At 70.2% G+C, this 21,134-nt stretch carries 18 protein-coding genes; 4 read left to right on the top strand and 14 right to left on the bottom strand.

From position 1 onward, the window contains the following. Positions 1–57 precede the first annotated feature (57 nt). A complete protein-coding gene (locus ACXVUM_RS06355) occupies positions 58–1,041 on the bottom strand; it encodes a cutinase family protein (RefSeq protein WP_458520988.1) in 984 nt (327 codons plus the stop codon). Between the two features lie 3 nt (positions 1,042–1,044). After that, the gene (locus tag ACXVUM_RS06360) at positions 1,045–1,362 is read right to left on the bottom strand and encodes a DUF732 domain-containing protein (protein WP_458520989.1); all 318 of its coding nucleotides are present in this window, start codon (positions 1,360–1,362) and stop codon (positions 1,045–1,047) included. A 16-nt stretch (positions 1,363–1,378) separates the two neighbouring features. On the opposite strand from ACXVUM_RS06360, the gene ACXVUM_RS06365 reads away from it, so the two are divergent. Beyond that, positions 1,379–1,597 (top strand): hypothetical protein, encoded by a 219-nt coding sequence (locus ACXVUM_RS06365; RefSeq protein WP_458520990.1) that lies wholly within the window; start codon positions 1,379–1,381, stop codon positions 1,595–1,597. Positions 1,598–1,678: 81 nt separating this feature from the next. Here ACXVUM_RS06365 and ACXVUM_RS06370 read toward each other — a convergent pair whose 3' ends face one another. The 8 genes from ACXVUM_RS06370 to ACXVUM_RS06405 all read right to left on the bottom strand — a co-directional run bounded on the left by ACXVUM_RS06370 (position 1,679) and on the right by ACXVUM_RS06405 (position 13,810). Beyond that, a complete protein-coding gene (locus tag ACXVUM_RS06370) occupies positions 1,679–3,553 on the bottom strand; it encodes an alpha/beta hydrolase-fold protein (protein WP_458522802.1) in 1,875 nt (624 codons plus the stop codon). 159 nt (positions 3,554–3,712) lie between these two features. Further along, a complete protein-coding gene (locus ACXVUM_RS06375; protein ID WP_458520991.1) occupies positions 3,713–4,690 on the bottom strand; it encodes an alpha/beta hydrolase in 978 nt (325 codons plus the stop codon). A 225-nt stretch (positions 4,691–4,915) separates the two neighbouring features. After that, the gene (gene zomB / locus ACXVUM_RS06380; protein ID WP_458520992.1) at positions 4,916–6,886 is read right to left on the bottom strand and encodes a flagellar motor control protein ZomB; all 1,971 of its coding nucleotides are present in this window, start codon (positions 6,884–6,886) and stop codon (positions 4,916–4,918) included. Further along, the gene (locus ACXVUM_RS06385; protein WP_458520993.1) at positions 6,861–7,781 is read right to left on the bottom strand and encodes a decaprenyl-phosphate phosphoribosyltransferase; all 921 of its coding nucleotides are present in this window, start codon (positions 7,779–7,781) and stop codon (positions 6,861–6,863) included. The genes zomB and ACXVUM_RS06385 overlap by 26 nt, the downstream gene beginning before the upstream one ends. Continuing rightward, positions 7,778–8,404: a phosphatase PAP2 family protein gene (locus tag ACXVUM_RS06390; RefSeq protein WP_458520994.1), complete on the bottom strand. Its 627-nt coding sequence runs from the start codon at positions 8,402–8,404 to the stop codon at positions 7,778–7,780. Before ACXVUM_RS06390 ends, ACXVUM_RS06385 begins: the two co-directional genes overlap by 4 nt. After that, entirely contained in the window at positions 8,385–10,358 is a 1,974-nt protein-coding gene (locus tag ACXVUM_RS06395; protein ID WP_458520995.1) for a glycosyltransferase, read from the bottom strand. Before ACXVUM_RS06395 ends, ACXVUM_RS06390 begins: the two co-directional genes overlap by 20 nt. Next, on the bottom strand, positions 10,355–11,554 hold the full coding sequence (gene glf / locus ACXVUM_RS06400) for a UDP-galactopyranose mutase (protein ID WP_458520996.1): 1,200 nt from the start codon (positions 11,552–11,554) through the stop codon (positions 10,355–10,357). The genes ACXVUM_RS06395 and glf overlap by 4 nt, the downstream gene beginning before the upstream one ends. Positions 11,555–11,590: 36 nt before the next feature. After that, positions 11,591–13,810 carry an N-acetylmuramoyl-L-alanine amidase gene (locus tag ACXVUM_RS06405; RefSeq protein WP_458520997.1) on the bottom strand — a complete coding sequence of 740 codons (2,220 nt, stop codon included), beginning with the start codon at positions 13,808–13,810 and terminating at the stop codon, positions 11,591–11,593. 195 nt (positions 13,811–14,005) lie between these two features. On the opposite strand from ACXVUM_RS06405, the gene ACXVUM_RS06410 reads away from it, so the two are divergent. Then, positions 14,006–15,745 carry a SpoIID/LytB domain-containing protein gene (locus ACXVUM_RS06410; protein WP_458520998.1) on the top strand — a complete coding sequence of 580 codons (1,740 nt, stop codon included), beginning with the start codon at positions 14,006–14,008 and terminating at the stop codon, positions 15,743–15,745. A gap of 128 nt (positions 15,746–15,873) precedes the next feature. Then, positions 15,874–16,740 carry an HpcH/HpaI aldolase/citrate lyase family protein gene (locus ACXVUM_RS06415; RefSeq protein ID WP_458520999.1) on the top strand — a complete coding sequence of 289 codons (867 nt, stop codon included), beginning with the start codon at positions 15,874–15,876 and terminating at the stop codon, positions 16,738–16,740. A gap of 95 nt (positions 16,741–16,835) precedes the next feature. Here ACXVUM_RS06415 and ACXVUM_RS06420 read toward each other — a convergent pair whose 3' ends face one another. From ACXVUM_RS06420 to ACXVUM_RS06430, 3 genes are all read right to left on the bottom strand, one after another. Continuing rightward, positions 16,836–17,201 (bottom strand): hypothetical protein, encoded by a 366-nt coding sequence (locus ACXVUM_RS06420; protein ID WP_458521000.1) that lies wholly within the window; start codon positions 17,199–17,201, stop codon positions 16,836–16,838. 83 nt (positions 17,202–17,284) lie between these two features. After that, positions 17,285–18,079, bottom strand: a complete 795-nt coding sequence (locus tag ACXVUM_RS06425) for an HAD family hydrolase (RefSeq protein WP_458521001.1) — start codon at positions 18,077–18,079, stop codon at positions 17,285–17,287. Between the two features lie 32 nt (positions 18,080–18,111). Then, complete coding sequence (locus ACXVUM_RS06430) at positions 18,112–18,879, bottom strand: lysophospholipid acyltransferase family protein (RefSeq protein WP_458521002.1); 768 nt, start codon at positions 18,877–18,879, stop codon at positions 18,112–18,114. Between the two features lie 258 nt (positions 18,880–19,137). Here ACXVUM_RS06430 and ACXVUM_RS06435 point away from each other — a divergent pair, with 258 nt between their 5' ends. Continuing rightward, positions 19,138–20,298: a diguanylate cyclase domain-containing protein gene (locus ACXVUM_RS06435; RefSeq protein ID WP_458521003.1), complete on the top strand. Its 1,161-nt coding sequence runs from the start codon at positions 19,138–19,140 to the stop codon at positions 20,296–20,298. 5 nt (positions 20,299–20,303) lie between these two features. On the opposite strand, the gene ACXVUM_RS06440 is transcribed toward ACXVUM_RS06435, so the two are convergent. After that, a complete protein-coding gene (locus ACXVUM_RS06440; protein WP_458521004.1) occupies positions 20,304–21,068 on the bottom strand; it encodes a lysophospholipid acyltransferase family protein in 765 nt (254 codons plus the stop codon). Positions 21,069–21,134 lie beyond the last annotated feature (66 nt).

Genomic DNA, 21,134 nt, shown 5'->3' on the forward strand with positions numbered 1-21,134 from the left:
ACGATAGTGGGAGGTCCGCGCCGAGCCCAAACCACCTGCCGTCGACGAGCGGCCTGGTCAGTTGTGAGGTGGCCGGGGAGCGTCGGTGATGATCGAGCGCGCCCAGCCGAACATCCAGCGGGTGGCCGACGCGCCGTCGTCGGACCAGTACCGCGTGGTGGCGTACAGGGCGTGGACCGGGTTGTTCACGGCGCCGGCGATCTTCGACACCCCCTCCAGCGGGTTGACGATCGTCGGGGAATCGCAGATCAGGTCACCCGGCGCGCACAGCGACCACGTGCGGTCCTTGAGGGCACCGAAGCCGCCGGGGCGTGCACCGGTCATGGCGATGCCCGGCACGATCCGACCGAGACCACCGAGCGCGACCTCGGCGCCGACGCCGTCCGGGTTCGGGCCCACCGACTGTGCCTCCCCCGGCTGACGGCGGCCGTCGGCGATGAGCCCCACACCGAGCACCTGGTCGGCCGCGATCGGTCCGCGGCCCGTGCCGATGTCGGAGGCGATGTCACCGGTGATCACCGCGCCCTGCGAGAAGCCCATGAGCAGGAAGCCTGTCAACGGGCACCGTCCGGCGACCTTCTCGATCTCCGCGCGGGCGCGCTGGGTCCCCTGTGCGCGCGAGGTGTTGTAGTCGGTGGTGCGGTCGGCGGGGTTGGTCGGGTTCCGGAACTGCGCCACGTACGGGACGGTGTAGACGTCGGCACGCGAATCCGGGAACGCCTCCTGCAGCGGCCGCGAGATCTTCAACATCAACGAGTTCGGGTTGGCCGACGGCGAGTACGGGTCGTCGGTGGCCGACGACTCCCACGTACCCGGGACCACCACGACCTGCACGTCGGGGCAGTCGGCGGGCTGCGCGGTAGCGCGGGGGGCGCTCGAGGGCGGCGACGTTCCCGGCACGTTCGGGCCACCCGGCGAGGGTTGCAGCAGATTGATGATCAGGACGATCACCAGGATGACCGCGATGATCGCGAGTGCGGCGATCCCCAGCAGCACCCAGAGCCAGGTGCGCCGCCGGGACCGCGTCCGACGAGCGGCCACCGGTTACCCGCAGTACTTCGCGTTCGCGGCCGCGATGACCTTGTCGGCCGTCGCCGACGCGGCGGCCGCGTCGGTGGTGCCCGAGCCGACGATGGCGGTGACGAAGGTCTTGACCTGTGCCGCAGGGGTGTTGCGTGCCTTCTCGGCGCACACGAAGTCGGCGGCACCCAGCGCGATGGAGTTGTCGGGGTCGTTGGGGATGGTGACGTTCTCCCGCTTCAGCTCGGCGAGGTAGGCCTCACCCTTGCTCCCCTGGGGGGCCGGCGCACCGCCCGGGAACCCGGGAGGCGCCGAGCTGCCGTTCGGTGCGGTCGCCGGCAACCCCGAACCACCCGCGGTGGCCGAGGGTGCGGTCGAGGAATCCGTCGGGGCCGTCGAGGAGGCCGACGGCGTCGTCGACGGCGTGACCGCTGTCGTCACGTCGGAGCTGCTGACCGGTGCGGAGACCGTCGAGTCGCCGCTGCCGCACGCGCCGAGCAGCGCGACCGCCGCGACACCGGCCACCGCGGCGCAGAACGGTGCGATCCAGCTCCGTGCCCGCGTCATCCCCATCTGATCCCCTTCTCGTTGCGTTCCGGCCCGCCAGGCTACCGGCGTCGCACCGATGGCCGGGTCGTCGGATGGCCGACGACCCAGGTCAGTGGACGACGGCTGTGCCGTTGATCTCCTCGATGTACCCGTGCTCGAAGTTCACGCGGTTGCCGCCGGTGATCGCGAACTGGTCGCTGATCGGGTAGCCCAGGCGTCCGCCCTCGAAGCCGGCCTGTCCCCAGGCGTCGAAGATCTTGCCGGTCGGGATGGCGAACGCACCCAGGGTCGGCGTCCAGTAGATGTTGCCGCCGACGAACCGGTTGAACTTCCCGCCGCGTGTCGCGCCGAGCTCGTTGGACGTCGGGAAGCCGAGGTATCCGCCCTCGTACCCGGTCTTGCCGTACTTCTCGAAGATCTTCCCCTGCACCGAGTGGGCACCGGTGGTCGGCGTCCAGTAGTAGGCGCCGATCTGGAAGCCCTGCACCCGGCCCTTGCTGTCGGGGGTGTCGACCTCGTCGCCCGTGGGGTAGCCCATGGGTCCGCGTTCGTAGCCGGCCTTGGCCCAGTCGGCCAGGATCGCACCCGAGACGGGGTGCGCACCGGTCGCCTGCGTCCAGTAGATGTAGCCGTTCTGGAACTTGGTGAGACGCCCCTTGCGGTCCGGCGTCCCCAGCTCGTCGCTGATCGGGAAACCGAGGAACCCGTCGGTGCCGCCGGAGGCGACGTACGCGCCGCCGATGGCGCCGCCGACGACGTGCGCGCCGGTCGCCGAGGACCACAGGATGCGCCCGCCCCGGAAGTCCTGGGCGCGCCCACCGGGCACGCCGTACTCCGGTGTGAGGCACTCACCGAGTTCGCGGTGCTTGTCCGCGACGGGCTTGATGGCCCCGCCGACACCGCATTTCGGTGTGTCGGCGGCGACGCCGAGCGCCGTCGCGGCCTGCGGCCACGCCTGGTGCATCTCGAACTGCCAGTAGGGCCAGGTGTGGGTGCCCGACGGCCGGTAGACGGCCTGCGCAGCGATGCCGAGCTGGTTCAGCTTCGTGGCGAACTGCGTCGAGGTGACGCGGGAGAGCACCTCGAGGCCCACGCCCGCGTAGTTCGTCGCGAGGTACGGCAACGTCGACGGGGTGTCGTACTGGCCGATGAGCCCGTTGCCCGAGGAGATGTAGAGGCTGACGCCCTTGAGCGCGTCGGCGTGCAGGTACGGGTCGTGTTCCTTCCACGCCGGGTCCGACGGCGGGCCGAACATCTTGGCCGAGTCGTATCCACCGGCGTCGCGCACGGCGAACTGCACGGCCTGCGGCATGCCGAACGACGACAGCTGCAGGATCCCGGAGAACGACGCCGCGAAGCGGAAGAACCCGGGGTTGCGTTCGGTGAGCATCATCGCGGCGGTGCCGCCCATCGACAGGCCCTCGACGCCACGCACGTCGCTGGCGCGCCACTGACCCGCGAGCACCGGGGGGAGTTCCTTGGTCAGGAACGTCTCCCACTTGTAGGTCTTGCCCTTGTCGGGCTGCTTCCAGTCGGTGTAGAAGCTGGACTCACCACCGATGGGCAGGACGACGGTGACGTTCTTGTCCTTGTAGAAGTTCTCGACGTCGGTGTTGATGATCCAGCCGCTCTGGTCCTCCTGCGCACGCAGACCGTCCAGCATGTACATCTGCGCGAACTTCTCGGCGGGCGAGGCGTTCCAGTCGCGTGCGAGCAGCAGCTGCACCTGGATGTTGCGGCCCATCGACGGCGAGTACACCCAGATCGCGACGCGGCGGTCGCTGTACCAGAACGTGTTGGTGACCTTGACGCCCGGGACCGCGGCCGGCGCCGGGTTGGGCGCCGGCGCGGCCGGCGCCGCGGACGAACTCGCCGGGGCATCCGTCCCCGTGTCGGGCGCTGCGAGCGCCGTACCCGCCCCGGTCATCGCCATCACGGCCACCACCGAGGTCGCCGCGAGGACACCGCGCCGCCACACACCCATCACCATCCACACCCTTCGACGAGAAGGTCCCGCAGCACACGAGACGCCCTTCGCGTAGAAGAACTACACGGAGGGCGTCCCGAAGTGTGGTAGCCACACTGTTACTGCTGTGAATTTATGTGAATCGTGAGGCTTCTGTGACTCACGGGGCGGAGCGGGTCAGTCGCGGAACCAGCCCTGGTTGAAGGCGCGGAACACCATGTCCGACCAGTAACCCCACGCGTGCAGACCGGTGCTCGGGAAGTCCGAGGTGATCTGCACCCCGTTGATCAGGGCCTGCACCTGGAAGGCACGGCTCTGCGCCAGCGAGAGCGCCTCGAGCGGCGCGCCCTGGATGAAGCCGACCGGGTCGGTCGGGTAGGCACCCGGGATACCGCTGCCGGCCGCGACGCGCACCTTCTTGCCGCGCATCTTGCCGATCTGCACGAACGGGTCGTTCTCCAGCCACCGCGGGCTGAACGGGGGGCCCCACATGGAGTCGGAGTTGAACGGGCCGACACCGGCCTCGATGCCCGCGTCGAGCAGGGCGATGCGGATGGCCTCGCGCATGCCGGGCGCCGACAGGTTCAGGTACCCCGACATCGAGAACAGGTGGTCGATGCGCGGGTTGTTCGCGCCGATGATCATCGACGAGTTGCCACCCATCGAGATGCCCATGATCGCGTACTTGCCGGTCCGCCCGACGGCGAGGCCGCGGCGATCCAGCTCCGGGATGAGGCGCTTGTTGATCGCGCAGCTCCACATGTAGCGGTAGGGCTGGTTGTTGAAGTTGCTGGGCGCGTCCCAGTCGCTGTAGAAGCTCGCGAGGCCACCGACGGGCTCGACGACGTTCACGCCGCGGTCCGCGAGGTCCTGGATGCGGGTGTTGTGCTCCCAGCCGCTGATGTCGTTCGTCGCGCGCAGACCGTCCAGCGCGATGACCGTCTTGTAGTTGCCCGGGCGGGTCCACATACGGACCTTGACCGGCGGCATGCCACAGCCGTCGATGAAGATCTGTTGGACTCGCGGTGCGGCCGCGGCCGTACCGGACCCGACCGCGACGCCGAGACCGGCGAGTGTCGCGGCGGCGACGAGCACCGCGGCGAGGCGGCGTCCCATGCCGCGCAGGGCGGGCTTCTTCGGTGTGGTCACACCCATCGACTCTTGCTCACTCTCTGTCCTGAGCGCAGTTCACGCAGCTCACGGGAGACTCCGACGAGTGGAGGCACCGTTCGCGGAGCGTATTTCATCGCTTTGCCAGCGGCAAACTGCTGTCAGTGATCCGTCGAGCAACCGACATGATCACGTGACCTGGGCAGTTCGCCATCCGGCAACATATCGCACCGGGACACCCTGCCGTTACTCAAACGAGACCGGCAGGCGTCACGGGGCCACGTCCGGTGGGATCGGCAGGTTGCATCGTTCCAGCTCATAGAGGGGAACGCGCTCGATCCGGTAGTCGGTGAACGTGAAGGACTGCACGAGGTTGCGACGGAACCGCGACAGCGACATCGGCGCCTTGTAGGAGGCGATCAGATCCTGCGTCGGCCGACAGGTGAGAGCCTCACGAGCCTGTCGCACCCAGTTCCGGTCCAGATAGAACGGCAGGAACGGATGGGTCTCGATCGCCCCGGACTCGGCGATCACCCACTCGGTGTCGAGATCCTTGTCGTGCCCGATGCGGGCGTGGTCGAGCCGTTCGGTGTGCGACGCGATCGGGTACGCGAGGCCCATCTGGTCCACCACGCGGACGTCCAGCGAGGTGTTCATGCTCGTCATGCCGAGGTTGAGGAAGAAGACGGTCAGCTGCTTGGGGGTGCCGCGGGGCGGGGGTGTGGGCAGCGGGTCGTAGTACCAGGTGTCGTAGTCCGCGGAGGGCAGCAGCACACCGCCGACCTCGGAGTGCTCCTGCACGGCCTCGACCATGGCCCGCATACGCGGGTAGTCCAGGTAGTCCTCGGCGGTGATCGGGTGCTTGATCGACATGTTCTGGATGTAGAAGCGGCGTTCGTCGACGATGCCGCTGCGCCCGATGTCGGTGCCGTTGTGCATGCCCGGCGAGTGCGAGGTGATGACCGCCCACACCGCCACCGTCACGAACAGCGCCGTCGACGCCACCGCCCCGGCGACGCCGCGGATCGCCATCTGACGGCCGAGACCACGTGACGGCAGCGAGATCGGGATGACGATGACCGGCAGCAGGAGGAGGAACAGCGGCAGCAGCAGCACGCGGGCGTGCATGAAGTCGCCGCCCTGCCGCAGCCAGTACACCCCCTCGAGCAGACCGCCGAGGACGAACACCACGACGACGGCCCCGGGAGAGCGCAGGCGGGCGGAGAACCGTCCGAGGCGTCCCTCGCCGGCCGGTCGAGCCTGTCGGCGGGTGGTGGTCTGGGCTCGTGTCCACCACACGACGAGCGCGGCGACGACGGCCACGATGACGGGCAGCAGCAGGACGTACGGGCTGAAGAAGTTGCCGAGGTACCGGAAACCCTGCTGCCACTTCGAGCCGCTCGCGTCCTTGGCGACCGCGGTGTTGGGGACGAGCAGGCCGTAGTAGCCCATCCGGAAGATCTGGTACCCGACGGGCAGGACCCCGGCGACGACGACGAACGCCGCCCGCAGACGCCACGACATCGGGGAGGCGACGACCACGAGGAGCGCGAGTCCACCGACGAGCGCGAGCTCGGGGCGCACCAGCGGCGAGATGCCTGCGGTGAACGCCAGCAGCAGGATCCGCCCGGTGTCACCGCCGACCGGTCGTCGGGCGAAGAGGACCATCTGTGTCCACAGCGCCGCGGCCCAGAAGATGCAGAGGCTGACCTCGAGGCCGCTGGTCGCGAAGTCCCGCGCCGGCGGGAGCGCGATGTAGACCAGCGCGCCGAACGGCAGCACGAATGCGGCGCCGGCCCGGGCCTTGAAGTCCAGCAGGCGGTAGGTGCCGTAGATCGCCAACGGCAACGCGGCGATCGACAGGGTGAGCGCGATCCACAGCACGACGTACTCGGTCTGGGCGTCGGTCACCCAACTCCAGAACCAGATCAGGTACGTCCACACCGTGGAGGTGTTGGCCTCCACCCGCTCACCCTTGTTGAAGACCGGGCCGTTCCCGGCGAGCAGGTTGCGGACGGTGCGCAGGACGATCAGCCCGTCGTCGGCGATCCACCGGCGGTCCCAGGCGCCGATCGCGAACAGGATCGCGACGACGAGGGCACTCGCCGAGGCGGTGAGTGCGGGAAGTCGGCGGATCAGGACGGAACGGTCATCGCCTCCGGTGCGGCCGTCCGTGGCCGTCCCGTCGTCGTCGGGTCGGCGGGAGCTCTCGGGCTCAGTTGACGAGATAGACCGCGACACCGACGCATACTAACCAGGCCACGGCCAGACACTGCAGAACGCGGTCGGCCAGAGCGATCTCCTCCGGTTCACCCGCCTGCCCGCCGTCCACGTCGACCGCATATCGCAGGATCGCGACGGTGAACGGCACCATCGACACGGCATAGAAGACGTTCTCGTCGTGGTCGCGTGAGAAGGCCCACAACCCGTAGCAGAGCACGACGGCCGTCGCCGAGAGCGTCCACACGAACCGTAGGTAGGTGGTCGTGTAGTACTCGAGCGACTTGCGGATCTTCGCGCCGGTCCGCTCGGCGAGTTGCAACTCGGCGTAGCGCTTGCCCGCCGCCATGAACAGCGACCCGAACGCCATGACGAGAAGGAACCACTGCGACAGGCCCTTGGGCAGCTCGGCCGCGACACCACCGGCGATGGCGCGCAGCAGGAAGCCCGACGACACGATGCAGATGTCGATGACGGCCTGGTGCTTGAGGCCGAAGCAGTAGCCGAGCTGGATGGCGATGTAGACGGCGATGACGACCGCGAGGTTCCAGTTGGCCAGGAACGACAGGGCCAGCGCGCCCACACCGAGTACGGCGGCGAGCACGAAGGCCATCGACTGCGGTACGACACCGGCGGCGATGGGTCGGTACCGCTTGGTCGGGTGCGCGCGATCGGCCTCGACGTCGAGTGCGTCGTTGACCAGGTAGATGCACGACGCGGCCATGCTGAACACCACGAACGCGATGGCCGTACGTGCGATGACGTCGGCGTCGCCGACGGCACCCGCGGCCACCGGGGCGGCGAGGACCAGGATGTTCTTGACCCACTGGCGTGGTCGGACGGCCTTGACCAGGCCCGCCGCGAGAGTCTTCGGAGGTCCCTTGACCTCGGTCGTCTCGATCGGCTCCTCGCTCATCGTTCTCCCCTGCTCGGCACGCGCCCGCGCACGGCACGGCCGGCGGCGTCGGACCACGCGATCGCGCGCGCGGTCAGTCTGTCATCCCGGGTGACCGCCGCTGCGCACGCGGCTCCCAGCAGGGCGCCGGCGGCGACGTCGGACGGGTAGTGGACGCCGAGCACCAGCCGCGAGGCCAGCATCGGCGGGACGAGCACGGCGGGCAGGACCGCGGGCGGGAGGCCTGCCGCGCGGCCGATGAGCACCGCGGCCGCGGTGGTCGACGTCGCGTGGCTCGACGGGAAGCTCAGACGGCTGGGGGTACCGACACCGATCCGGATCCGCGGGTCGGCGGGCCGCCGACGCCGGACGACACGCTTGACGATCACCGACGCGGCATGCGCTCCGAACGCACCGATGCCGGCCTGGGCCCAGCGCACCCGCGCGGCGTCGTCACCGCGGACCGTGGCCACGGCGTAGCCCACACCCGCGGTGAGGGTCCAGCCCAGCGCGTGCTCACCGAGATGGGACAGGCCCCGGGCGGCGGGCAGGACACCCGGCCGATCGGCGACGGCGCGTTGCACCGTCAGCAGGGCTGCGACCTCACCCCGGGCCGGTGTCGGGTCAGCCGATGCCGAACACACGTGCCCAGCTCTCCTTGCTCGTCAGCTCGGGGGCGGCGTCGCGGTAGCGACGGCGCATCTCGTCGAACCGCTCGTCGACCTCCTTGTGCACCGCGAGCGACTCGCGGAGGAGGGCGAGCATCGTGTCGCGGTCACGCTTGCGGTACACGACGCCCCGGCCGTCGGCGGTGGTGACGGTGACCCCGTCGACGCGGCCGAGGGAGAACCACCGCGCCTCGATCGGCGGGAAGTTGGCCTGCGGTACCTCGTGATGCCGTGGGTCGGCGCGACGAGCATTGCGCCGCAGGACCTTCGCCAGCGTGGTGACCTTCGCGACCGGCGTGGTCGGGATGTTCCGACCCAGGTGTGTGGCCTCCCCGGACGTCCGGGGCAGGTCGGTCGCCGACGGCAGCACGACGGCGTCCGGGTACTCCTTGCGCATCGCGGTCACCTTCGGCAACGCCGAGGGCAGCAGCGCGGGCAGGTTCTCCGGCCCGGCGAGGAAGTCCCGCATCGCCTCGATCTGGATCGCGACGGTCGAGTACTCCAGGCAGATAAGGTGTTTCATCAACGCCTTGATCGACGACTGCATGATGCCGCGGTGCGGGCCGTTGTGGTGCAGGGCCGCGACGACGAGCCGGTTGCGCAGGTGGAAGTACGCCTGCCAGTCGATGGCATCGTCCTTGTCGCTCCACGCCATGTGCCAGATCGCGATCCCCGGGACCGTGACCGTGGGGTATCCCGCCTCACGGGCGCGCAGGGCGAACTCCCAGTCGTCCCATTTGATGAACAGTGGCATGGGCAGCCCGATGTCCTCGGCGCACACCCGCGGGATCATGCACATCCACCAGCCGTTGCCGTCCACGTCGATCCGACGGTGCAGGTCCTTGGAGTGCTTGGCGTCGCGCAGCGGGTACTTCGCGAAGTCGTGGTCGTAGCGGACGAACGGCGCCGAGGTCCACATGAACCTGCCGCGGTCGATCGCCTCCCCCATCGAGTGCAGGTGGCTGCGCTCCTGCAGGTTCAGCATCTGTCCGCCGACGAGGGTCGGGGTCTTCGCGAAGCGCGACAGGGCGAGTGCCCGCAGGACCGCGTCCGGCTCGATCGCGATGTCGTCGTCCATGAACAGGATGTACGGGCTGTCGGTGCGGTCGAGCGCCTCGTACATGATGCGGCTGTACCCGCCGGAGCCACCGAGGTTGCCCTGGTCGAACATGTGCAGACGATCACCGAGAGCCGTTGCCGCGGCGTCGAACCCGTCCTGGTCACGGACCTTCTTGGTGCCCTGGTCGGGCATCATCACCGCGTCGATGACCTCGTCGACGAGAGGATCGGACGTCAGCGCCGCCAGTGCGGCGACGGCGTCGGCCGGGCGGTTGAAGGTGGGGATGCCGACGGTGACGCGCTTGGTCTCCGGACCCGAGTCGGGGGTGGTCGAGGCGAACCAGCCGGCCGCGGTCAGCTCGACGGCGGTGTCGGTGGTGACGTCGAACCAGATCCAGCCGCCGTCCTCGAACGGCCCGAGATCGACGACGAACTCGACGGCACCGGTCCCGTCCGCACCCATCTCGACGAGCTTGCCGTCGACGGCGATACGCGATCCGTCGATCTTCGAGCGGTACACGTCGACGCGGCAGGCCGCGGACGAGCCCCCGTCTCCGGCGTCGACACCGTCGCCGGAGACGACCTCGACACGCAGCACCACCTCGGTCAGCACGCTCCAGCGGCGCCAGTAGGACGCCGGGAACGCGTTGAAGTAGCTCTCGAAGCTGACCTCGGACTCCGCCCCGAGCGACACCGACGTCCGCGAAGTGGAGTGTGCGCGACGGGCGTTCGTCTCCGACTCGACCAGGTAGAGCGCACGGACGTCGAGCGGTTCACCGCGTCGGGGGAAGATGACCCGCTGCAGGAGCGATCGGGCGGTCTCGGATGCGCCGCGCTCGACGTCGGCGACCGGGGATGTGCGCACGCTCATGATGCGTCCCCCTCCACCAGGGCGGCACCGTCCCGCAGATGCGGCGCGATCGTGTTGGTCCACAGCGTCAACGCGCTGGCGATGGCCATGTGCATGTCCAGGTACTGGTAGGTGCCCAGACGTCCGCCGAACAGCACCTTGGCCGTGGCGGTCTCGGCCTTCGCGCGGTCGCGGTAGCGGGCGACTTTCTCCCGGTCGTCCGGCGTGTTGATCGGGTAGTACGGCTCGTCACCGGACTCGGCGAACCGGCTGTACTCGCGCATGATCACCGTCTTGTCCCTCGGGTAGTCCCGTTCGGGGTGGAAGTGCCGGAACTCGTGGATCCGGGTGAACGGGACGTCGGCGTCGTTGTAGTTCATCACCGGTGTGCCCTGGTGGTCGCCGGTGTCGAGCACCTCGGTCTCGAAATCGAGCGTGCGCCAGCCCAGTTCGCCGTCGGCGTAGTCGAAGTACCGGTCCAGCGGGCCGGTGTAGACGACGGGGGCGTCGGGGCTCGCGGCACGCACCGTGTCGCGGATGTCGAACCAGTCCGTGTCGAGGCGGACCTCGATGTTCTCGTGGGATGCCATGTTCTCCAGCCACGCGGTGTACCCGTCGACGGGCAACCCCTCGTGGGTGTCGTTGAAGTAGCGGTTGTCGAACGTGTACCGCACGGGCAGGCGGGTGATGTTCGACGCGGGCAGGTTCTTCGGGTCGGTCTGCCACTGCTTGGCCGTGTAGTGCTTGATGAACGCCTCGTACAGCGGCCGCCCGATGAGGCTGATCGCCTTCTCCTCGAAGTTCGACGCGGTCGCGCTGTCGAACTCTGCGGACTGCTCGGCGATGAGCGCGCGAGCCTCGTCGGGGGTGTGCGACCGGCCGAAGAACTGGTTGATCATCCCGAGGCCCATGGGCAGCGGGTAGGCCTGGCCGTCGTAGAGCCCGTACACCCGGTGCTGGTAGTTCGTGAAGTCGGTGAACCGGTTGACGTACTCCCACACCGTCTCGTTCGACGTGTGGAACAGGTGCGCCCCGTACTTGTGGATCTCGATGCCGGTCGTCGGCTCGGGCTCGGAGTAGGCGTTGCCACCGAGGTGGTGTCGTCGTTCGACCACCAGCACGCGCTTGCCCAGCTCGGAGGCGGTGCGCTCTGCCACGGTGAGCCCGAAGAACCCGGAACCGACGACGATGAGGTCGTACTGCTGGTCAGCTGCCACGGGGGTTCAGGGTAACGGACCGTCGCGGCGATTCCGTCATGCCGCGGGCGGCGACGTCGGGACCGCCGCAGGTGTCGTCGGCACCGGCAGCGGGGTGTTCGGGACCGTCACCGGCGCCGACGCCGCACCCGGGAGGAGCTGCGCCTTGAGGCTGCGGATGAACTCGTCGACGAACGCCTTCGCCACCTGGACCACCACACCGGTCGACTTGGTGAAGATCAGCGACCCGAACTGGAACGCCTGCGTGATGATCCCGTCGAACGGAGACGACTCGCCCGACGTCGGCAGCCCCAGCGACGACTTCTCGTAGCCCGCGCCACCCCACGCGCTGCCGATGAGGCCCTGCACCACCTGGGCACCGGTCTGCGGCGACCAGTAGATCTTGCCCTTGTCGAAGTCGACGTACTTCGCGGCGCCGTCGGGTGTGGTCTTCTCGGTGTCGAGGGCGTTGCCCAGCGGCCCCGTCGCGCCGCCCGTCGACAGCCACTTCTGGGCGATGGCCCCTGTGTCGGTGGGCGAGAGCACCTGCTCGGCCGCGCCGGGTGTCGTCGCCGTCGGTGCCGGCGTTGCGGGCGTGTCCGACGCCGCGGCGCCCGCGTCCGGTGCAGCCGTCGGCGTGGACGGCCCGGCGGCGGCGAGATCCCCCGCCGCGACCGCGCGGATCGCCGGCAGCGCGGCGTACCCGAGGGTGCCGGGGCACTCGGTGCTGTCGTAGTCACGGTGTCCGGAGATCGCCGGCAGGTTCGACGTCTCCCCCGCCGCGTACTTCGACGAGCTGAAACCCTGCGAGACGAGCTGCGCGGTCCCGTTCGGGTCGACCCCGGCCAGCTTCAGGCGCCAGCCGAGGTAGCTGCCCACCGACCGGATCAGATCCGGCGTCGGGGCGACGTCGTTGTAGTCGCCGATCATCGCGACACCGACGGTGTCCCGGTTGAAGCCGCCGGTGTGGGTGCCCTGGACGTTGCGGTCGAGCCCGCCGAACGCACCCTCGAAGATCTGTCCGTACTTGTCGACCAGCGCGTTGTACCCGATGTCGCACCAACCGAGGGTCTGCGCGTGATACGCGTAGATCCCGCGCACGATCTCCGCGGACTGCTCCGGCGTGTAGTCGTTGCTGCCGGCGGTGTGGTGCACCACCGCACCCTTGACCGCCGGGTCGTAGGTGGGCTGATCGCACCGCTTGGACTCGTCGGCGCCCCACTGCGCCCGCGTGATGATCGGCGGCTGCTGCCCCGGGGGGACGGTCGCGGCGCCGCCGGCGCCTCCGCCGAGTCCCCTGAGCGTCCCGGTGCCCGGGTCGATGAGAGCGGCCTTCAGTGTCGAGACGACGTTCTCGAGCGGGTTGGGGGCGGCCGACGTCGTGGCCGGGGCGGACTCCGTGGCGGTCGTCGTGGGTCCGGGCGGGGCGGGCGCCCCGGACGGCGCCATCGGGTCGCCGACGACCGGCGCCCGGGGGACGGTGAATGCGCGCGGCGCGATCTCCCCCGGGGTCACGGTCATCTGCGGGTTCGGGACAGGGGTCGACGAACCGACCTGCGGGGGCACCTCCGTGCCCTCACGCGCCGGTGTGGCCACCCCGGCGCGGGTCACGGCGACCTGCACGGCCCGGGTGGCGCCGACCCAGATCGGTTCGGTGCCCATGGCTGTCGTGGTGCGTGCGGGCCCGCCGTCGATCGCGTCGGCCGACAGCCAGGGACCCCAGGTCTTGTCCGGTTTCTGCGCACGGACGAACGCCGTGGTCTGCGCGAGCGCGTCGGCGGCGGCGCCGGCCGCGGTCGGTCCGACGAGGTCGTCCCAGGTGAGGGCGATCATCGAGAACGGGTCGGGGCGGGTGATCTCCTTGACGACGGCCCCGGTGGGGATGTCCGCCGAGACCGGCGTGCGCGGGTCGGTGGTGGCGGTCGGCGGGAGCGTCGTCGAGGTGGTCGTCGGAGGCAGGAGGGCGTCGAGGAGTTCCTTGGGGATCCCACCGGGGCCGATCGCGGGCAGTGAGGACAGGTCGATGGGCGGGAGGGTGACGCCCGCGCGCGCCAGGCCGGAGCGGACGAGGTCGACGACGATGCTGGGCACCGAGTCGAGCGCGACCTGTCGCACCGTGGTCTGCGCCGACTCCGGGACCCCGGAGTCGACCGCGGCGTTCGGTGCGCTGCCGCCCAGGAGTGCCACCGCGGGACTGGCCACCACGAGGGCGGCGACCGTCGCGAGGACGACGGAATGACGACGAGCGCGGGGACGCACGGTCGATCTCAAGCGCACGGTGGTGTCTCCCTCGGCGGAGGTCGGAATCGGACAGACCGCCACATCCTGACCTCACGGCCTCGGCGTGTCCGGCATCCGACACGGCGTGGCGCGTAACTCGTGATGCTGTTGTGATCCAGTGGGACTGTTGTGACTCGTAATCGGACACTAACGTCCCAGGGGTTCCGTTCCCGACCGTGAGGACTCCCGCCGATGGCACGACGCGCCACCGACCGCTCACGGCTGCGTCGGATCGGGATGAGGACCCGACACTCACGGCTCGGGTGGGTCGGGCTCGGGCTCGCGCCGGCTCTCGTGGTCACCGCGATCGCGACCGGGACCCACCTGGGCGATCGGACCGACGACGTGACCTTGTCGGTCGGGAGCACCGTCACCCTCATCGGTCACGGGCTCGGCCACGGCAGGGGCATGGGACAGTGGGGCGCGTTCGGCTACGCCAAGCGCGGATGGAAATACGACCAGATCCTCGCCCATTACTACGGCGGCACCTCCGCGGGGAAGGTGGACAACACGCCGGTGTCGGTGACGCTGACGAAGCAGCCGACGGCGAGTGTCCACGCGGACGCCGGGATGAGGATCGGTGGCCAGACGGTGGAGCCGGGACAGGCAGTGCGCCTGTCCGGCTCCACCGCCACCGTCACCGCCGGCTGCGGCGGCCCCGTGGTGCGGACCGTCGCGCTGCCGAAACCCGTCGTCGACCCCGTCACCGCCGGACCGAACCGGCCGGCGAACGAGTGGCTGCGGTTCTGCGGCAACAACACCGCCTACCGCGGGTCCGTCGGACTCGACGGCGGCCGGGTCGTGAACATCGTCGGCATCGACGACTACGTCAAGGGCGTGACCCCGCGCGAGAGTCCGGCCGGGTGGGCCGACCAGGGCGGTGGCGAGGCGCTCAAGGCGCAGGCGGTCGCGGCGCGGACCTACGCACTCGCCGCCATCGCCAAGGGCAAGAAGATCGACGACACGATGATGTCGCAGGTCTACGGCGGCGCATCGGGCGAGGATCCCCGGACCAACGCCGCCGCCGACGCGACCGCCGGCCAGATCCGAGTGATCAACGGCCAACCCGCGTTCACCGAGTTCTCGTCGTCGACCGGTGGCTACTCCGCGGGCATCAACTTCCCCGCCGTCGTCGACGACGGCGACGCCGGATCGCCCAACCACGACTGGACCGCCACCGTGGGCTCCGGCAGCATCGCCTCGGCGTTCGGCGTGGGCACCCTACGGGACATCGCCGTCACCGAGGCGAACGGCCTCGGCCCCGGGCACGGGCGCGCCACCAAGGTCCGCATCGTCGGGAGCAACCGGACCGTGGAGACCACCGGCGACGACGTCCGCTCGAAACTGCAGCTGAAGTCGGCGTGGTTCACCGTCGCGGGCCAACCCGCCCCGCGGATCGTGGCACCGCCCGACGGCGTCGGCCCCGCGTCACCGGGGGCCGCATCACCCCTCGGCGGTGTCGCCTCCGACGTCTCCGGCGGGCTCCTGCCGTCGGTGCTCGACGCGATCACGAAGGCGATCGGTGGCGGACTGTCGCCGACGACCCCCACGACCCCGCCCACCTCCACGACCCCGACCGCGCCGTCGACCTCGGCGCCGACCACCGGTGGGGCCTCGGGTGTCGTCGACACCATCACGCAGGGCATCGGCGGCATCGCCTCGAACGCGACGACGCAGTTCCTCACCGCCGCGATCGCTGCCATCGACGCGAAGATCGCCGAACTGGGCGGACCGACAGGCGTTCTGGGCCAGGTGCTCTCACCGGTCATCCAGCTCGTCGGCGGCGCGATGCAGAAGTTCGCGAACGGCACCGTCTACTTCAGCCCCACCACCGGGGCCCACGCACTCACCGGGTCGGCACTGAGCGACTTCGTCTCGAGAGGTGCCGAGGGCGCGCTCGGCTTCCCGACCGCCGACGCGCTGGGCGGCTGACGCCGCGCGCGACGCCCTCGGGTGAGCACCCGCGCAGAAGGCGCGGGATGAACACAATGAGCACAACCTTCCCCCGGCCGACGGCCCCCGGGATGATCGGGGACACGTCGACCGAGAAGGTGTGATCTGTGACCGTCGCCCCCGAGTTCCCCCGGACCGCCACCCACGACCGCCGCCCGCCGCTGGACGTGGCCCGTAGTTGGCTGCTCGTCCCCGGTCGTCCCGACGACGACGAGGCACTGCGAGCAGCCGACGACTCCGCCGCCGACGCCGTCGTCCTCGATCTCGAGGACGGCCTCCCCGCCGCCCTCCGCGCGGAGGGTCGTCGCGCCGTACGGTCCTGGCTGTCCACCCACCGCGCATGGGTGCGCATCAGCACCGCCGGCACACCCGACTGGTCCGACGACCTCACCGCCGTGGCCGACGCCCACGGACTCGCCGGCATCGTGCTGGCCAAGACCGAGTCGCCGATGCAGATCGCCGCGACTCTCGGCCGTCTCGGCGCACGGGTCCCCGTGGTGGCACTAGTCGAGTCGGCGCTCGGCGTCGAGTGTGCGTCGGAGATCGCCCGCCGCGCGGGGTGCGTGCGCCTGGCGTTCGGTCTCGGTGACTTCCGACGCGACACCGGTGTCTCCGCCGACCCGATGGCACTGGCCTACGCACGCGGCCGGCTCGTCGTCGCCTCACGCGCCGCCGGCCTCCCCGCCCCCATCGACGGGCCGACCCTGAAGAACGCCGGCGACCGGCTCGACGAGGAGACCGGCGTGACGGCGAGCATGGGGATGACCGCACGCCTGTGCCTCGACGCCGACCACGCCGCCCGCGTCAACGACCTGCTCGGACCGTCGGCCGACGACATCGCCGGCGCACGCGAGACCGTCGCACAGTTCGGCGGGGGTGGCGACGTCTACGACGGCAGCGCGCTCCCGACCCTCGGTCGCGCCGAGGCGGTCCTGTCCCGGGCCGATCGCCTGGGCCTGCTGGATCGCGACTGATCCGTACTGCGGACGACGAGGGCGCCCCGCCGGACCGGCGGGGCGCCCTCGTGTCAGGTCGCCGCATCACCCCCCGGTGACGCGATCGCGATGCGTCAGCCGGTGACCGGCGCGGCCGAGCGGGCGGTGCCGACGTCGGGGAGGCAGAGCGCGGTGATGGTGGCGGTCCACCCGACCGGCCTGTCCAGCTTCACCGCCGGGTTCGGCTGCTCGACGCACGCCTGGTTGCCGTTCAGGCGCTGCGAGTTGAAGAAGTAGAGAGCGACCTCGGCACCGATGACCGCGCTCTGCGGCGTCGGGTAGTACCGCGACGTGAAGGTCTTGGTGTAGAGCTGCTCGGTCTGCGGTGCGGCGGAGGACGTGCCGGCGCCGACGGTGACGAGACCCGCAACTGCAGCAGTCGCGGCGATCCCCCCGGCAACGGCACGAACGATGCTTCGACGGTTCTGTGCGATGTCCATCACACCAGTGTGTCCTATGGCCAGACCACTGTCCACGGGAGGGTCGACGTCGGCTTTGTCCGGATCGACATCGTCCGTGGGGCTCACGCGAACCAGCGAGCCAGGACCCGTCCGACGCCCTCGTTCTCGTTGCCGGTGGTGACCTCGTCGGCGGCGCGACGGGCGTCCGGGTGGGCGTTGGCCATGGCCACGCCGTGACCGGCCCACCGCAGCATCTCGATGTCGTTGGGCATGTCCCCGAAGGCCACGACGGCGTCGGTGGACAGTGAGGCGATGTCGGCGAGGATGCGCAGGCCGCTGGCCTTGTCGATGCCGGGCTGGGCGATCTCGATGAGCCCGTTGTCGGTGGAGAAGGTGATGGCGGCGCGTCCGTCGACCGCCGCCCGCATCCGCGCGGCCATGTCACCGCTGCGCATCGAGGACGCGCGGATCAGCAGCTTCACCGCCGGGGCCGCGATCACCTCGTCGTCACCGACCTCGATGTGGTCGGGGTTGAGCCAGGCGTGTTCGTATCCGGGGTCGGCGACGAACGTGGGGGTGGCCGCGTCCTCCCCCGGATCACCCACCCGCTCGGCGGCCAGACCGCAGCCGGGGAGCTCGCGTCGCGCGGCCTCGGCGAGCTCGGTGAGCGCGGCGGTGGACAGCGTCGACGCGTGCAGGATCGAGTCGTGCACGATGTCGTACACGATCGCGCCGTTGGCGCACACCGCGTAGGTGGCGTGCGGCAGCTGCCGTGCGATCTCGTCGATCCATCGCGGTGGGCGCCCTGTCGCCAGGACGAACGGGACGCCCCGCTCGGCGGCCGTGGCCAGGGTGCGCCGGGTCAGCGATCGAACGGTGCCGTCGTCGTCGATGAGGGTGCCGTCGACGTCGCTCACGATCAGCGACGGTGGCCCGAATCGGTGTCGCCTCACGCACGCCCCGCACGTTTCGCGGCACGGGCCGCCGCCTTCTCGCGTTCTTCGACGACCTCGATCTCGCGGGCCTCCGCGAGCGTGGGCGCCGACCCGCCCATCGCGGCCGGCACCCAGTCCGCGCCGGCGGGATGACCCGGGTAGCCCGCACGGATCTCGTCGAGCAGGCCCGACATCACCGACTTCAGCCGGGCGGTCTCCGCGGCGGGATCGGCGTCGGCCGTGACGGTCATCGGCGCACCGAAGCGGACCGTGATCGGGATGCGGTGCCGCCCCATCCGTCGTCGGGTGCCCTTGGACCACTGACGCTGCGCACCCCACATCACGCAGGGGACGATCGGCACACCCGCGTCCGCGGCCATGCGGACCGCGCCGGTCTTGAAGTCCTTGAGCTCGAAGCTGCGGCTGATCGTGGCCTCCGGGTACACGCCGAGCAGATACCCCTCTCGGAGCTCCTGCACCGCGACCGCGTAGGCCTCCGACCCCGCCGAGCGGTCGACCGGGACCGTGTGGGTGTGCTCGATGAGGAACCGCACGACGCGGATGTCCATCATCTCGGACTTGATCATGTAGCGGATGCGACGACCTGCGCGGTACACGCCGAGCGCGGCGGGCAGGAAGTCCACGTACCCCGTGTGATTGAGCGCGATCACCGCTCCGCCCTCCGACGGCACGTTGCCTTCGTCCACAACCGTCAGCCGCATGCCCTGGGCGGCCGCGAGCGTGTGCGCCGCGATCTCCAGCGACCGGTACACCGGTTCCATGCGACAAGGGTATCGAGGTCCGCCGTCCCGGCGATGATGGTCGGTGATGGACGGAACGGGGGGCGCGATGTCGTGCTGTGGGATGGGCGACGGTGTCGGACACCGCGGGACTGCCGGGGCGGTGGCGACCCCGGCAGGTGGGGAGGAGTTCACTCTGGGGATATTCGGTTCGACGGACGCGACCGTGGCGGCGGTCGGCCGACCGCGTGACGCGGTCGCGGACCCGACGCGCAGCCGCGCGGTCGCGGTGAGCGTCGGATGACGTCCCTGCGATCACAGCCCCGGATGCTGCGGGTGGGCGCGGGTGACTGGCCGCGCGCGTTCTGGATGTGGCTGGTCAGCCCGTACGACTACCTGTGGATCATCCATCACCACTCGATGCGACCGCTGAACCGCCAGCTGCGGTTCGCGCTCGCCGCCGCCACGGCCATGATGGCGCTCGGATCCGTGCTGGCCCTGCTGAGTTCCCGCGGCCCTCGGGGTGTGTGGGGGACGGCCCTCACCCTGGCGATCCTCGTGCTGCAGGCGGTTGTCGTGGTGGCGATCATGCGACTGCCGATGCCGCGGACTGCGCGACGGGCCCGGGCCTACTTCGTCGGCCTGCTGATCTTCGGGGACCTCGGTGTCGCCGCCGTCATGCTCACACTGCCGCCGCTCGACGGGGCCTTCGGCTGCGTGCTGCTGGCGCTCACCAGCACCATCTGCGTGTACTTCGTCAGCGCGCGATGGGTCGTCGCGCACCTGACGTTCGCGTTCTGGTTCATCGTCCTCAGCGCCTGGCGGGTCGCACGCACCGACGTCGTCGACCTGTTCGGCGTGGGCTCCGGTGCCGTCGCCATGGTGACGGCCGTGTGTGGTGCGCCGATCGCGTCGCACGTCGCGTGGACGCTGCTGTCGGCCGACGCGCGCCAGTCGGTGCGCGATCCCCTCACCGGGCTGCGCAATCGACGCGGCCTGGAGGCGTCGCTCGAGGTGGCGTGGAGCAGGGCCCGTGCTGTCGGCGGTGTCGTCGGGGTGGTCGTCGTGGACGTCGACGACTTCAAGGTCGTCAACGACACCTTCGGTCACGACGAGGGCGACGACGTCCTGCAGCGTCTGGCGGGCGCGATGCTCGCCGCAGCGGGCGACGGCGCGGTGGTCGGCCGGACCGGTGGCGAGGAGTTCATGGCGGTTCTGGTCGGCACCCGCGACGACGTCCTGGCACGTGTCGACGCGCTGGCGCCTGCGCTGCGCTTGACGGTGGGAGGCGGTGCGTCACCGCTGAACGTGACGGCCAGCGTCGGCGCGGCCGTCGTGACCGGGCCGTCGTCACCGCGGCGAGCCGCCGACGACTTCCGCGACGCCGTGCGACGGGCCGACGGGCTGATGTACGAGGCGAAACGGGCGGGTGGCGATCGCGCCCGCTCCACCGACATCTGATCGGGTCAGCCGGTCGGACCCTCACGGTCCGCGCGGCGCCGAGCGCGCTCGGCGATCTCCTCGGCGTCCATCGCGTTCGCCTCGTCGAGCGTCGGCGCGCCACCGCCGAGTCGTGCGGGGACCCAGAACTCTCCCGCCGGGTGCGGGCCGTAGCTCTCCTGCGTCCGGTGCAGCGTCTCCACCATCACCTCGTGTAGACGGGCGGTGAGGCTCTCCGGGTCGCCCTCGGGGGCGATCGGGGGTGCGACGGTGATGTGGATGGGCACGTTCGACCGGCCCATGTTCTTGGGGTGGCCCTTGGTCCAGACCCGCTGGGCACCCCAGATGACGTGCGGGACGATCGGGACACCGGATTCCAACGCCATGCGCGCGGCCCCCGTCTTGAAGTCCTTGATCTCGAAGCTGCGGCTGATCGTGGCCTCGGGGTACACACCGACGAGTTCGCCGCGCCGCAGGTACTCGACGGCGGCCTGGTAACTGTCCGCCCCGGCCTCGCGGTCGACGGGGATGTGACGCAGGGCCCGCATGATCGGTCCACTGAGCTTCGAGTCGAAGACCTCCTTCTTCGCCATGAACCGCACCTTGCGGCGGCCGTGCAGGAAGGCGGGCAGTCCGGCGTAGGTGAAGTCCATGTAGCCGGTGTGGTTGATCGCGACGACCGCGCCGCCGTCGGTCGGGATGTTCTCCTGACCGGTGACGGTGAACTTCAGGCCCTGCACCGCCCACATCGAGCGGGCGACGGCGATGACGGTGTCGTAGGCGGGTTCCACGACGACCACCCTAATGGGCGGTCTCACCTGCACGTCTCGGGTCACGGACGGGGCCGCGACTATCCT

The sequence above is a fragment of the Williamsia sp. SKLECPSW1 genome, from assembly GCF_054332755.1.